Origin of the sequence: Serratia sp. CY44782 (genome assembly GCF_052168715.1) — a bacterium.
GTDB classification, from domain to species: domain Bacteria; phylum Pseudomonadota; class Gammaproteobacteria; order Enterobacterales; family Enterobacteriaceae; genus Serratia; species Serratia nevei.
In genome coordinates this window covers 219,377-231,937 of sequence record NZ_JBJNME010000008.1, presented here as the reverse complement: position 1 = coordinate 231,937, position 12,561 = coordinate 219,377, and the positions used below count along the sequence as shown (strand labels likewise).

10 protein-coding genes and 1 other RNA gene are annotated in these 12,561 nt (G+C 59.7%); 4 read left to right on the top strand and 7 right to left on the bottom strand.

The features are described 5' to 3' along the window. Window positions 1–30: 30 nt before the first annotated feature. The 4 genes from hemP to ppsR form a co-directional block, all read right to left on the bottom strand. Window positions 31–213 (bottom strand): hemin uptake protein HemP, encoded by a 183-nt coding sequence (hemP, locus tag ACJ8HT_RS17120; protein ID WP_048796123.1) that lies wholly within the window; start codon window positions 211–213, stop codon window positions 31–33. A 171-nt stretch (window positions 214–384) separates the two neighbouring features. Further along, window positions 385–870 carry a glutathione peroxidase gene (locus ACJ8HT_RS17115; protein ID WP_038871031.1) on the bottom strand — a complete coding sequence of 162 codons (486 nt, stop codon included), beginning with the start codon at window positions 868–870 and terminating at the stop codon, window positions 385–387. A 105-nt stretch (window positions 871–975) separates the two neighbouring features. Beyond that, window positions 976–2,022, bottom strand: coding sequence for a 3-deoxy-7-phosphoheptulonate synthase (locus tag ACJ8HT_RS17110; protein WP_039566394.1), 1,047 nt, complete (start codon window positions 2,020–2,022; stop codon window positions 976–978). Between the two features lie 197 nt (window positions 2,023–2,219). After that, complete coding sequence (ppsR, locus tag ACJ8HT_RS17105) at window positions 2,220–3,080, bottom strand: posphoenolpyruvate synthetase regulatory kinase/phosphorylase PpsR (protein WP_049239973.1); 861 nt, start codon at window positions 3,078–3,080, stop codon at window positions 2,220–2,222. Window positions 3,081–3,539: 459 nt separating this feature from the next. Between ppsR and ppsA the strand changes: the two genes are divergently transcribed. Next, window positions 3,540–5,918, top strand: a complete 2,379-nt coding sequence (ppsA, locus tag ACJ8HT_RS17100; protein WP_194572161.1) for a phosphoenolpyruvate synthase — start codon at window positions 3,540–3,542, stop codon at window positions 5,916–5,918. Window positions 5,919–6,027: 109 nt separating this feature from the next. On the opposite strand, the gene rprA is transcribed toward ppsA, so the two are convergent. Together rprA and ydiK are read right to left on the bottom strand one after the other, a co-directional pair. Then, window positions 6,028–6,137: antisense sRNA RprA (gene rprA / locus ACJ8HT_RS17095), an RNA gene on the bottom strand. 255 nt (window positions 6,138–6,392) lie between these two features. Then, window positions 6,393–7,493, bottom strand: coding sequence for an AI-2E family transporter YdiK (gene ydiK / locus ACJ8HT_RS17090; RefSeq protein ID WP_049200275.1), 1,101 nt, complete (start codon window positions 7,491–7,493; stop codon window positions 6,393–6,395). Window positions 7,494–7,738: 245 nt separating this feature from the next. Between ydiK and ydiJ the strand changes: the two genes are divergently transcribed. Together ydiJ and menI are read left to right on the top strand one after the other, a co-directional pair. Further along, on the top strand, window positions 7,739–10,795 hold the full coding sequence (gene ydiJ, locus ACJ8HT_RS17085) for a D-2-hydroxyglutarate dehydrogenase YdiJ (protein WP_197653411.1): 3,057 nt from the start codon (window positions 7,739–7,741) through the stop codon (window positions 10,793–10,795). Beyond that, entirely contained in the window at window positions 10,792–11,208 is a 417-nt protein-coding gene (gene menI / locus ACJ8HT_RS17080; protein ID WP_016927938.1) for a 1,4-dihydroxy-2-naphthoyl-CoA hydrolase, read from the top strand. The genes ydiJ and menI overlap by 4 nt, the downstream gene beginning before the upstream one ends. A gap of 45 nt (window positions 11,209–11,253) precedes the next feature. Here the strand turns inward: menI and ACJ8HT_RS17075 are convergent, their stop codons facing one another. Next, window positions 11,254–11,658, bottom strand: a complete 405-nt coding sequence (locus ACJ8HT_RS17075; protein ID WP_047727659.1) for a hypothetical protein — start codon at window positions 11,656–11,658, stop codon at window positions 11,254–11,256. Window positions 11,659–12,185: 527 nt separating this feature from the next. Here ACJ8HT_RS17075 and sufA point away from each other — a divergent pair. After that, window positions 12,186–12,557 carry a Fe-S cluster assembly scaffold SufA gene (gene sufA, locus ACJ8HT_RS17070; RefSeq protein WP_004931368.1) on the top strand — a complete coding sequence of 124 codons (372 nt, stop codon included), beginning with the start codon at window positions 12,186–12,188 and terminating at the stop codon, window positions 12,555–12,557. The last annotated feature ends 4 nt before the right edge of the window (window positions 12,558–12,561 follow it).

Genomic DNA, 12,561 nt, shown 5'->3' with positions numbered 1-12,561 from the left:
CGGGGTGGCTGGCGTTTGAGGATTCTGTAGTTATTTGGTCAGGATCAATTTCCCGGCTTTGGTCTGCCGTAGCTGATAGCGCTGGCCCTGATGGGTAATGAACGCGATGCCGTCGGCGCCGAGCAGCTGTGCGCTGTCGTAGCTGGGCGGCGCGTTTGCGCTTTGCTCGGTCGGGGCCGCGGCGGCGGGGGTAGGCGTGTTGGCAGTATCCATCATCATTGTGCTTATAAAACAGACCATTAAATGGTAATTAATATCAAACTGAGAATCATTATCATGTGAAGGAAAGGTTACATCAAGGAAAATTTTCTTACCGATGGAACCTTTTTGTCGAACGGACATCCGGCGGCGGGCCGAGTGCACTCGGCCCGTAAAAAAGGGGAGTTATTTCAGCAGGGTTTCGATGCGGTCAAACAGACGTTCGGGCTTGGTGATCGGCGCAAAGCGCGTGACGCGCTGGCCGTCGGCGGTGAGCAGAAACTTGGTAAAATTCCACTTGATGCGGCGGCTACCCAAAATGCCGGGCGCCAGGCGTTTCAGCTCATTGAACAGCGGGTGCGCGCCGGGGCCGTTAACGTCTATCTTGCTGAACAGCGGGAAACTGACACCGTAGTTGAGGCTGCAAAAGTTGGCGATCTCCAGCGGGCTGCCCGGCTCCTGAGAACCAAACTGGTTGCAGGGGAAGCCGAGCACCACCAGGCCGCGTTCGCGATAGTATTGCCACAAATTTTCCAGCCCGCGGTATTGCGGGGTGAAGCCGCACTTGCTGGCGGTGTTGACCACCAGGTAAGCGCGCGCCGGGAAATCGCCCAGCGTTTTTTGCTCGCCCTGCAGCGTGACGCAGGGGATGGATAACAGAGAGTGAATCATGCCGGGGCTCCAGGTGCGTATCGGCGGGTGCAAATAGGTTGCAATCAGTATAGATGAGCGAGGCGGGGGGGATAAAGCCGGGGCAAAGCCCCGGCCTAGGTTGTGTCAGAAACGGCTATCGACCGCATCCGCCAGCATCGCCAGCAGCTGTTCGCTGTCGGACCAGCTCAGGCAAGGATCGGTGATCGACTGGCCATAGGTCAGCGGCTGGCCGGCGACGATTTTCTGCGTGCCTTCCACCAGGAAGCTTTCCGCCATCACGCCGGTGATGGCGGCGGAGCCGGCGCGGATCTGTTGGCAGACGTTGTCGGCCACTTCCAACTGGCGGCGGTGCATCTTCTGGCAGTTGCCGTGGCTGAAGTCGATCACCAGGTGCTCCGGCAGATCGAACTCGCGCAGGCTGTCGCAGGCGGTAGCGATATCGCTGGCGTGGTAGTTCGGCGTTTTGCCTCCGCGCATGATGATGTGGCCATACGGGTTGCCGCTGGTCTGGTAGATGGTCATCTGGCCATGTTTGTCCGGCGACAGGAACATGTGCCCGGCGCGCGCCGCACGAATGGCGTCGATGGCGATGCGGGTGTTGCCGTCGGTGCCGTTTTTGAAGCCGACCGGGCAGGAGAGCGCCGAGGCCATTTCACGGTGGATCTGGCTTTCGGTGGTGCGTGCGCCGATGGCACCCCAGCTGATGAGATCGGCGATGTATTGGCCGACCACCATGTCCAGGAATTCGGTGGCGGTCGGCAGGCCGAGCTGGTTCACTTCCAGCAGCAGGCGGCGCGCCATCTCGATGCCGCGGTTGACCTGGAAGGTGCCGTCCAGCGCCGGATCGGAGATCAGGCCTTTCCAGCCGACGACGGTGCGCGGTTTTTCGAAGTAGGTGCGCATCACGATTTCCAGACGGTCCTGGTAGCGTTCGCGCAGGGCGTTCAGCCGGCCGGCGTAATCGACGGCGGCGTCGAGATCGTGGATGGAGCACGGGCCGATCACCACCAACAGGCGGCGGTCTTCACCGGTGAGGATTTTTTCAATGCGTTTTCGTGACGCTGTCACGTTATCGGCGACGGCCGCCGAGATCGGCAGCTTGTCCGCCAACGCTTGCGGCGTGACGAGGCTGTCGATGCGCGCGGTCCGCAGTTCATCTGTTTTGTGCATGTTGTTCCCTGGAAACTGTTCTTCTCTGCGGCAGGAGTGCCGGGAAGTGATGGCGATCACAATAACGCAAAAAGCGCTGAATTCAACCGTAGAGATTGCGTTCTGTTGATCAAAGCCGCGAAAAAAAGCACAAAAAAATCAGCTGCTGCTGAAATAAACGGCAGGCGGCGGGGCGCGACGGCCCCGCGAGGAAAAGATCAGAACATGCGGCGGCTCATGCCGAGGATATCGAGGATTTTGGTGGAGATCTCTTCGACCGAATAGTTGGTGGTATTGAGGTAGCGGATCTGGTTTTTGCGGAACAGCGCCTCGACCTCGGCGATCTCCATGCGGCACTGGCGCAATGAGGCATAGCGGCTGTTTTCGCGCCGCTCTTCGCGGATCGCCGCCAGGCGCTCCGGATCGATGGTCAGGCCGAATAATTTATGCTGAAACGGTTTCAGCGAAGCCGGCAGGTGTAAATTGTCCATATCGTCGGCGATAAACGGATAGTTGGCGGCGCGGATGCCGAACTGCATCGCCAGATAGAGGCTAGTGGGGGTTTTGCCGCAGCGCGACACGCCGAGCAGGATCACCTGCGCCTGATCGAGGTTGCGCAGCGAAATGCCGTCATCGTGCGCCAGGGTATAGTCGATGGCGGCGATGCGCGCATCATACTTGCCGAGGTTGCTGGCGGTCAGGCCGTGGGTACGGTTCGGCACCGGCGTTGGCTCCACTTCCAGCTCGCCCTGCAGCGGGCCGACCAGCGCCTGCACGATATCCTGGCAGAAGCCCTGGCTCTGGACGATCACATCGCGCACTTCCGGCGAGATGATGGAGTAAAACACCAGCGGCCGCACGCCGGTTTCATTATAAATATCATCGATTTGTTGGCGAACTGCGCGTGCGCGGGCCTCGGTTTCGACAAACGGCAGGGTGTACGTGGTCGCCGTGACCGGGAACTGCGACAGCACCGCGTGCCCCAGCACTTCAGCGGTGATCGCCGTACCATCCGAAATATAAAAAACGCTTCTTTCCACCCGAGGCTCCTTACCTGAAAACGGTGTTCCTGCTGTCATCACTGCCAATATCATGAGCCGCAGACGATTCGCCGGTAAAGGGGCGAGGGAAAAAATTGTGACGGCGGGGCGGTAAACCGCCTTGCGGCGGCGCGTGAAGAAAAGCGCACTTTGACGACGGTAAAAATCGTGGCGCAGCGACGCTTTTCGATCCGAAACGCAAATTTGCCGCTATTTTCACCAAAAATGGTAGCGTTTGCGTGGTCATTAAAACAGAAGTTTAAAAAAAACGTAATTTGTTGAGAACTAAGCTTTTCGTGCGATTGGGAACGGTTCCCAGGCAAATCAGCCGGTTAGGACATTCTCTTAAAAACCACTTTCTTCAGTGGGTTGATCGATTCACCTTTCCATTTTCCCCAGATCAGTGTGCTAGTCTGATTCGGCTCCGTGTTAGCGGCGCCGTAAAGCAAGCGAATTAAATCCGTCTTTACCCTACTGATAGCAATAAGGATTGTCTCGATGTCCAACAATGGCCCAGACTTGCGTAATGTGCTTTGGTACAACCAGCTTGGCATGCACGACGTTGACCGTGTCGGCGGCAAAAACGCCTCCCTCGGTGAAATGATCACCAATCTTTCCGATTTGGGCGTGGCCGTGCCAAACGGTTTTGCCACCACCGCACAGGCGTTTAACGATTTCCTCGAACAAAGCGGTGTTAACCAGCGCATCTATCAGCTACTGGATCAGACCGACGTTGACGACGTTGCACAACTGGCCAAGGCCGGCGCCCAGATCCGCCAATGGGTGATCGACACGCCGTTCCACGCCGAGTTCGAACGTGAAATTCATCAGGCTTACCAACAGCTCGCCGACGGCGAACCGGAAGCCTCCTTTGCGGTGCGCTCCTCCGCCACGGCGGAAGACATGCCGGACGCGTCCTTCGCCGGCCAGCAGGAAACCTTCCTCAACGTGCAGGGCATCGACGCCGTGATGGTGGCGATCAAGCACGTGTTCGCGTCGCTGTTCAACGACCGCGCCATCTCGTATCGCGTGCATCAGGGCTATGACCACCGCGGTGTGGCGCTGTCGGCGGGCGTACAGCGGATGGTGCGCTCCGATCTGGCCTCCTCGGGCGTGATGTTCACCATCGACACCGAGTCCGGCTTTGATCAGGTGGTATTCATCACCTCCGCCTTCGGCCTGGGCGAAATGGTGGTGCAGGGCGCGGTGAACCCGGATGAGTTCTACGTGCACAAACCGACGCTGCAAAACGGCAAGCCGGCGATCGTGCGCCGCAACCTGGGCTCGAAAAAGATCCGCATGGTGTACGCACCGTCGCAGGATCACGGTAAGCAGGTGCGCATCGAAGACGTGCCGGAAGCGCAGCGCAGCCGTTTCTCGCTCACCGATGACGAAGTGCAGGCGCTGGCGCAGCAGGCGATCCTGATCGAAAAACATTACGGCCGCCCGATGGATATCGAGTGGGCGAAAGACGGCCATACCGGCAAGCTGCTGATCGTGCAGGCGCGCCCGGAGACCGTGCGCTCCAACGAGCAGACCATGGAGCGCTACCAGCTGAACGGCTCCAGCCCGGTGCTGGTGGAAGGCCGCGCCATCGGCCACCGCATCGGCGCCGGCCCGGTGAAAGTGATCCACGACATCAGCGAAATGGATCGCATCCAGCCGGGCGACGTGCTGGTCACCGATATGACCGACCCGGATTGGGAACCGATCATGAAGAAAGCCGCCGCGATCGTCACCAACCGCGGCGGGCGCACCTGCCACGCGGCGATCATCGCCCGTGAGCTGGGCATTCCGGCGGTGGTGGGCTGTGGCCACGCCACCGACGTGCTGAAAGACGGCCAGAAAGTCACCGTCTCCTGCGCGGAAGGCGACACCGGCTTCGTTTACAGCGATATGCTGGACTTTAGCGTGCAGAGTTCCGAAGTGACCGAGCTGCCGGATCTGCCGCTGAAGATCATGATGAACGTCGGCAACCCGGATCGCGCCTTCGACTTTGCGCGTTTGCCGAATGAAGGCGTGGGCCTGGCGCGGCTGGAATTTATCATCAACCGCATGATCGGCGTGCACCCGCGTGCGCTGCTGGAGTTTGACCAGCAGACGCCGGCGCTGCAAAACGAAATTCGCGCGCTGATGCAGGGTTACGATCATCCGGTCGAGTTCTACGTCGGCCGCCTGACCGAAGGCATCGCGACGCTGGGCGCCGCCTTCTGGCCGAAGCGCGTGATCGTGCGGCTGTCCGACTTCAAATCCAACGAGTACGCCAACCTGGTGGGCGGCGACAAGTATGAACCGCACGAAGAGAACCCGATGCTGGGCTTCCGCGGCGCCGGCCGTTACGTGGCCGACAGCTTCCGCGATTGCTTCGCGTTGGAGTGCGAGGCGGTGAAACGCGTGCGTAACGAAATGGGGCTGACCAACGTCGAAATCATGGTGCCGTTCGTGCGCACCGTGGCGCAGGCGGAAGCGGTGGTGGGCGAGCTGGCGCGTCAGGGGCTGAAGCGCGGCGAAAACGGGCTGAAAGTGATCATGATGTGCGAGATCCCGTCCAATGCGCTGTTGGCGGATCAGTTCCTCGAGCACTTCGACGGCTTCTCTATCGGTTCCAACGATATGACCCAGCTTGCATTGGGGCTGGATCGCGATTCCGGCGTGGTGTCGGAGCTGTTCGACGAACGTAACGAGGCGGTGAAAGCGCTGCTGTCGATGGCGATTCAGGCGGCCAAGCGCCACGGCAAATACGTCGGCATCTGCGGCCAGGGCCCGTCCGACCACGAAGACTTCGCCGAGTGGCTGATGGAGCAGGGCATCGACAGCCTGTCGCTCAATCCGGACACCGTGGTGCAGACCTGGATCAATTTGTCGAAAAAGAAATAATGTCTCGGCATCGCTAAGGCATTAATGCCAGGCCGCAGTTTACGCTGCGGCCTTTTTATTTCTGAATGTAAATAACGGCGCGTAAAATAATCAATTTGGCGAAAAAAGAATAAAAAAAAGCCCACCGTAGGAGATGGGCAAAGACTACACACAGCAATTCACATGTATGGCATTACATTGTTCAGAAAGGTTGTTTTAAAATCAGTGATTTGAAGCAATAGATGGCCATAATACTAGATTTTTGAACGCGACTAGTCATTAAGAATCATCCTAATCGATAGCGGCATCACATTTTATTTGCGGGCGTTATCTCTTTTTATCGCTTGCAACAAACAGGGCTTTACATTGCACCTTTCATTCGCCGAGCCCCAATCAATATAGGGCGGCATTATATTTGACGAAGATATTACTCGAATGAGGTAGGAATAATGATGGGGCGAAATATTCCGCCCGACGATGCGGGCGGAAGTGGGATTAGCGTTTTTCCAGATCTTCGATGACTTGCTCCGGCGTGGTGGTCGGCTCCGGCGCTTCATCCATCCAGGCGGTCAGCAGGCGATAAGACACCGCCAACACCACCGGGCCGATGAACAGGCCAATCATGCCGAAGGCCAGCAAACCGCCGATAACGCCGGACAGGATCAACAGCAGCGGCAGATCGGCACCCATGCGGATCAGCACCGGGCGCAGCACGTTATCCAGCGTGGCCACCACGCAGCTCCAGACCAGCAGCACGGTGCCCCAGGTGGTATCGCCATGCCAGTACAGCCAGATGATGGCCGGCACCAGCACCAACAGCGGCCCCAATTGCGCCACGCAGCAGATAAAGATCAGCATCGTCAACAGGGTGGCGGCCGGAATGCCGCTCACCGCCAGACCGATACCGCCCAGCACCGACTGCACCAGCGCCGTCACCACCACGCCCAGCGCGACGGCGCGGATCGCCTGGCCGCCCAACAGCACCGCCGCATCGCCGCGCGCAGAACCGAGGCGCACCGCAAAGTGGCGGATACCCAGCGCTACCTGCTCGCCGCGCGCATACAGCAATGCGCTGAACAGCAGCATCAGCGCGCAGTGCAGCAGCAGACGGCCGATATGCGCCGCCTGCGCCACGAACCAGGTGGCGGTCTGGCCGAAGTACGGCTGTACCTTCGCCAGCAGCGCGGCGCCGCCGGCGTTAACCAGCGTGTGGTAGCTGGTGTAGAGCCTGTCGCCGATCATCGGCACGGACTGCAGCCAGGCGAGGTCGGGAATGTGCAGCTTGCCCGGTGAGCTGGCCCAGGCGATCAGCGGCGCGCTGTTATCCACCACGCTGCTGATCAGCAGGGAGATAGGCAGAATGAACAGCAGGATCAGCAGCAGGGTCATGACCAACACCGCCAGCGAGCGGCGGCCCCACAGCAGCTTTTGCAGTTTTAGCAGCAGCGGCCAGGTGGCGATCACCACCATGCCCGCCCAGGCGAAGCCGAGAATAAACGGTTGGATCACCCAAAAACAGGCGACGATCATGATGGCGATAAACAGCACGCCGAAAATAATTCGCGGTAAGTCGTAACGCGATTGCGGGAGTGGCATCAGTGGCTTCTCATCCTGGTCAATTAAATCCCTGGCACCGGGGAATCGGGGTGCCTGTCGGTCGGTTTCTCACCGCCGGGCGGCCGCCTGTGGCGGCGCTCGCAGGGCGGTAATAATGTGAATGCCTTCACTAAACGAGTATGTTAGTTTTTAGTGTCACTAAAAAATAGGGTGGGTCTGAATTAAAGGCCCGATTCAGCGTACATCAGCGCATAAAAAATAGACGGACAGGGTCAAAAAAGCGAATGATCCCACAGATTTCTCAGGCGCCCGGCCTCGTTCAACGGGTGCTCGACTTTTTGGAAGCACTGAAGCAAAACGGATTCAACGGCGACACCGCCACCAGCTATGCTGACCGGCTGACGATGGCCACCGACAATAGCATCTATCAGCTGTTGCCCGATGCGGTGGTGTTCCCCCGTTCCACCGCCGACGTGGCGCTGATCGCCCGCCTGGCCGGGGATGAGCGATTCAAGACGCTGACCTTCAGCCCGCGCGGCGGCGGCACCGGCACCAACGGCCAGTCGCTCAATACCGGCATCGTGGTCGATATGTCGCGCCACATGAACCGCATTCTGGAGATCAACGTCGAACAGGGCTGGGTAAAAGTCGAAGCCGGGGTGATCAAGGATCAGCTGAATCAATATCTGCGGCCGTTCGGCTACTTCTTCTCGCCGGAACTGTCCACCAGTAACCGCGCCACGCTGGGCGGCATGATCAACACCGACGCCTCCGGCCAGGGCTCGCTGGTGTACGGCAAAACCTCCGATCACGTGTTGGGCCTGCGGGCGGTGCTGCTCGGCGGCGAGATGATCGATACCCGCGTCATGCCGACGGCGCTGGCGGAAACGATTGCTCTGGAAGAGACCGCCGAAGGGCGCATCTACCGCACGGTGCTCAACCGCTGCCGCGAGCAGCGTGCGTTGATCCTGGAGAAATTCCCCAAACTCAACCGCTTTCTCACCGGTTACGATCTGCGCCACGTGCTGAGCGACGATCTGCAAACCTTCGATCTGACGCGCATCCTGACCGGCGCCGAAGGCACGCTGGCGTTTATCACCGAGGCGCGGCTGGACATCACGCCGCTGCCGAAAGTGCGCCGTTTGGTTAACGTAAAATACGACTCCTTCGACTCGGCGCTGCGCAATGCCCCCTTTATGGTCGAAGCCAAGGCGCTGTCGGTGGAAACCATCGATTCCAAGGTGCTGAACCTGGCGCGTGAAGACATCGTTTGGCACTCGGTGAGCGAACTGATCGCCGACGTGCCGGATAAAGAGATGCTCGGGCTGAACATCGTCGAGTTCGCCGGTGACGATCGGGCGCTGATCGACGGCCAGATGGAAAACCTGTGCCAACGGCTGGACGAACTGATCGCGCAACGGCAGGGCGGCGTGATCGGTTACCAAATCTGCGGCGATCTGGCGGGCATCGAGCGCATTTACAACATGCGCAAGAAAGCGGTCGGGCTGCTGGGCAACGCCAAAGGGCGCGCCAAGCCGATTCCGTTCGCCGAGGACACCTGCGTGCCGCCGCAACACCTGGCGGACTATATCGTCGAATTCCGTCAACTGCTCGACGACCACCACCTGAGCTACGGCATGTTCGGCCACGTCGACGCCGGGGTGCTGCACGTGCGCCCGGCGCTTGACATGTGCGACCCGCAGCAGGAGGTGCTGATGAAGCAAATCTCCGATCGGGTGGTGGCGCTGACCGCCAAATACGGCGGCCTGCTGTGGGGGGAGCACGGCAAGGGGTTCCGCGCGGAATACAGCCCTGAGTTCTTCGGCGAAACGCTGTATGAAGAGCTGCGCCGCATCAAGGCGGCATTCGATCCCGATAACCGCCTGAACCCGGGCAAGATCTGTTCGCCGCTGGCGGTGGATGCGCCGATGATGCAGGTGGACGCGGTCAAACGCGGCGCCTTCGATCGCCAGATCCCGGTCGAGGTGCGCACCTCATTCCGCGGCGCGCTGGAGTGTAACGGCAACGGCCTGTGCTTCAACTTCGACGTGCGCAGCCCGATGTGCCCGTCGATGAAGATCAGTGGCAACCGCATTCATTCACCGAAAGGGCGGGCGACGCTGGTGCGCGAGTGGCTGCGTCTGTTGGCCGAGCAGGGCGTCGATCCTTTGGCGCTGGAAAAACAGTTGCCGCAGCAGCGGGTCAGCCTGCGCGGTTTGATCGAAAAGACCCGCAACAGCTGGCACGCGGGCAAGGGCGAGTATGACTTCTCGCACGAAGTGAAAGAGGCGATGTCCGGCTGCCTGGCCTGCAAGGCCTGCTCCACCCAGTGCCCGATCAAGATTGACGTGCCGGGATTCCGTTCGCGCTTCCTGCAGCTCTACCACACCCGCTATCTGCGCCCGGTAAGCGACTACATGGTCGCCGGCGTGGAGAGCTATAGTCCATTGATGGCCCGCGCGCCGAAGGTGTTCAACTTCTTCTTCCGCCAGCCGTGGCTGCGGGAGATGAGCCGCAACGCCATCGGTATGGTCGATCTGCCGCTGCTGTCCAGCCCAACGTTGCGTCAGCAGCTGTCCGGCCACCGCGCGACCACGCTGACGCTGGAGCAGTTGGAAGGGCTGAGCGCCGAGCAGCGCGCAGATCACGTGCTGATCGTCCAGGATCCGTTCACCAGCTATTACGACGCCAAAGTGGTGGCGGACTTTGTCCGGCTGGTGGAGAAGCTCGGCTATAAACCGGTGCTGCTGCCGTTCTCGCCGAACGGCAAGGCGCAGCATGTGAAAGGTTTCCTGACGCGCTTTGCCCGCACCGCGCGCAAAACCGCCGATTTCCTCAACCGTGTGGCCCAGCTTGGCATGCCGCTGGTGGGCGTCGATCCGGCGCTGGTGCTGTGCTACCGCGACGAATACCGCGAGATCCTCGGCGCCGAACGCGGCGATTTCCAGGTGCAGCTGGTGCATGAATGGCTGCAGCAGCGGATCGCGGATCGCGCCGAACAGCCGGCGACCGGCGAGCCGTGGTATCTGTTCGGCCACTGCACCGAAACCACCGCGCTGCCGGCCAGCGGCCAACAGTGGGCGGCGATCTTCGCCCGCTTCGGTGCCAAACTGGAGAACGTCAGCGTCGGCTGCTGCGGCATGGCGGGCACTTACGGCCATGAAGCCAAGAACCTGCAAAACTCGCTCGGCATTTATGAGCTATCATGGCATCCGACGCTGCAGCGTTTGCCGCGGCAGCGCTGCCTGGCGACCGGCTATTCCTGCCGCAGCCAGGTGAAACGCATCGAGGGCAATGGCGTGCGCCACCCATTACAGGCACTTCTGGAGATGATTGAGTGAAATTGTGGAAACGTGAAACATCGCTGGAGCAGCTGAACCGCGCCGGCGACGGCTGCATGGTCAGCCATGTGGGCATCGAGTTTACCCAGCTGGGCGAAGATTTCCTCGAGGCCACCATGCCGGTCGATGGCCGCACCCGGCAGCCGTTCGGGCTGTTGCACGGCGGGGCATCGGTGGTGTTGGCGGAGTCGATGGGATCGATGGCCGGCTACCTGTGCAGCGAAGGCGAGCAGAAAGTGGTGGGGCTGGAGATCAACGCCAACCACCTGCGCGCGGTGTTCGATGGCCAGGTGCGCGGGGTGTGTCGCGCACTGCACGTCGGCCGTCGCCATCAGGTGTGGCAAATCGAGATCTTCGACGCGCGCGATCGGCTGTGCTGCACCTCGCGTCTGACCACGGCGGTCATCGACTGATTCCCGCCGGTTTCCGCAGGCGATCGGCCTGCGGAGCCTTTCGCCTTACAGCTGAAACGGCACGCGTTTGACGAAGTCCTTTTGAAACGCGTTCGCCTTCTCCCAGGTGCCTTCCATTGCATATTTTTGGCAGATCAGCGTCAGCGTGTGGCGGGCGAAGTGGTAGCTTTGCACCCGAAACAGCTGGCAGCGCTGTGGGTTGTTGATCTCGACGATCAGCCGGTTGTGCAGCTTGCTGAGCGCGTGCAGGTAGCTGTCGTCGTCGCCGTTCTCCAGACAAAGATTGGCCATGGTGAGGCTGACGCTGTTGTACCGCTTCAGATGGTCGATATTGCATTCCGGGCGCCGCAGCGCCGCTTCGGCCATATAAAAGTCCACCGTGGCGTCGCGCACGCTGAATTTGTATTCATCAATCTTGCCCAGCAACCATGCGTTGATCGAAAGAGTCATTGGCTTCGCGCTCAAATTCAAATTGAATGATAATCATTATCATATAAACTGCCGCGTTGCCGATCAATCCCGGCGCGGCGTTTTTTTATTGCTCAGGAGGGTAAAAGACCGCCGCCGACCCAACTTAATCCTGAGCGACTAAACTTTAACCTGAGGGCCGCGCGCTTGCGCCGCGCCACGAAATGCCGATAAACGCACATTTACGACAGACAGAATGCAGAAATAGGTATTTTCTATGAATGTTTAGATCGGCAACGCACCGCAGCGCTGTAACGCTGACGGGCCACCGGGGAGTGCGGTACGGTGATGCAGGATAGATAACGAATTCATAGGGATAGCATGCACACCTTGCCGCCAGACGCCGCAAGCCGCCACGGGTGTCCCGTTGGCTTGCCGCGCGCCGCAGCGAAAAACCGCGCTCGCGGCGGATACCCCCGCAAAACAAACGGTTGAAGTGATAATCGTTATCACTAACATATAAGCAACCCAGATTGGCTGTGGCCAAACACGAGTGTGAGGTAGACCCTATGCAAACGGAAAATGTCGGCACTTTTTCTCTGGATGAAAATGTCTGGCAAGGCATTTCGCTCAGCGACAGCGCCGTACGACAAATAACGAAACTGATGCAGCAGGATCCGCAGGTGAAAGGGCTGCAGCTAGGGGTGAAACAATCCGGCTGCGCCGGCTTTGCCTATGTGCTGGATCTGACCCGCGAACCCGCCGATGACGATCTGCTGTTTGAGCGCGACGGCGCCAAACTCTATGTGCCGCTGAAGGCTATGCCGTTCATCGACGGCACCACGGTAGATTATGTCCGCGAAGGGCTGAATCAGATATTCAAATTCAACAACCCTAAAGCTCAGCATGCCTGCGGGTGCGGCGAGAGCTTTGGCGTTTGAGCGA

Bases quoted from the DNA above. Each gene is read 5' to 3' on its own strand.
- ACJ8HT_RS17110 (WP_039566394.1), bottom strand. From the start codon at position 2,022: ATGCACAAAACAGATGAACTGCGGACCGCGCGCATCGACAGCCTCGTC.
- ACJ8HT_RS17075 (WP_047727659.1), bottom strand. From the start codon at position 11,658: ATGACTCTTTCGATCAACGCATGGTTGCTGGGCAAGATTGATGAATAC.
- ACJ8HT_RS17115 (WP_038871031.1), bottom strand. From the start codon at position 870: ATGATTCACTCTCTGTTATCCATCCCCTGCGTCACGCTGCAGGGCGAG.
- ydiK (WP_049200275.1), bottom strand. From the start codon at position 7,493: ATGCCACTCCCGCAATCGCGTTACGACTTACCGCGAATTATTTTCGGC.
- ydiJ (WP_197653411.1), top strand. From the start codon at position 7,739: ATGATCCCACAGATTTCTCAGGCGCCCGGCCTCGTTCAACGGGTGCTC.
- ppsR (WP_049239973.1), bottom strand. From the start codon at position 3,080: ATGACAGCAGGAACACCGTTTTCAGGTAAGGAGCCTCGGGTGGAAAGA.
- sufA (WP_004931368.1), top strand. From the start codon at position 12,186: ATGCAAACGGAAAATGTCGGCACTTTTTCTCTGGATGAAAATGTCTGG.
- ppsA (WP_194572161.1), top strand. From the start codon at position 3,540: ATGTCCAACAATGGCCCAGACTTGCGTAATGTGCTTTGGTACAACCAG.
- hemP (WP_048796123.1), bottom strand. From the start codon at position 213: ATGGATACTGCCAACACGCCTACCCCCGCCGCCGCGGCCCCGACCGAG.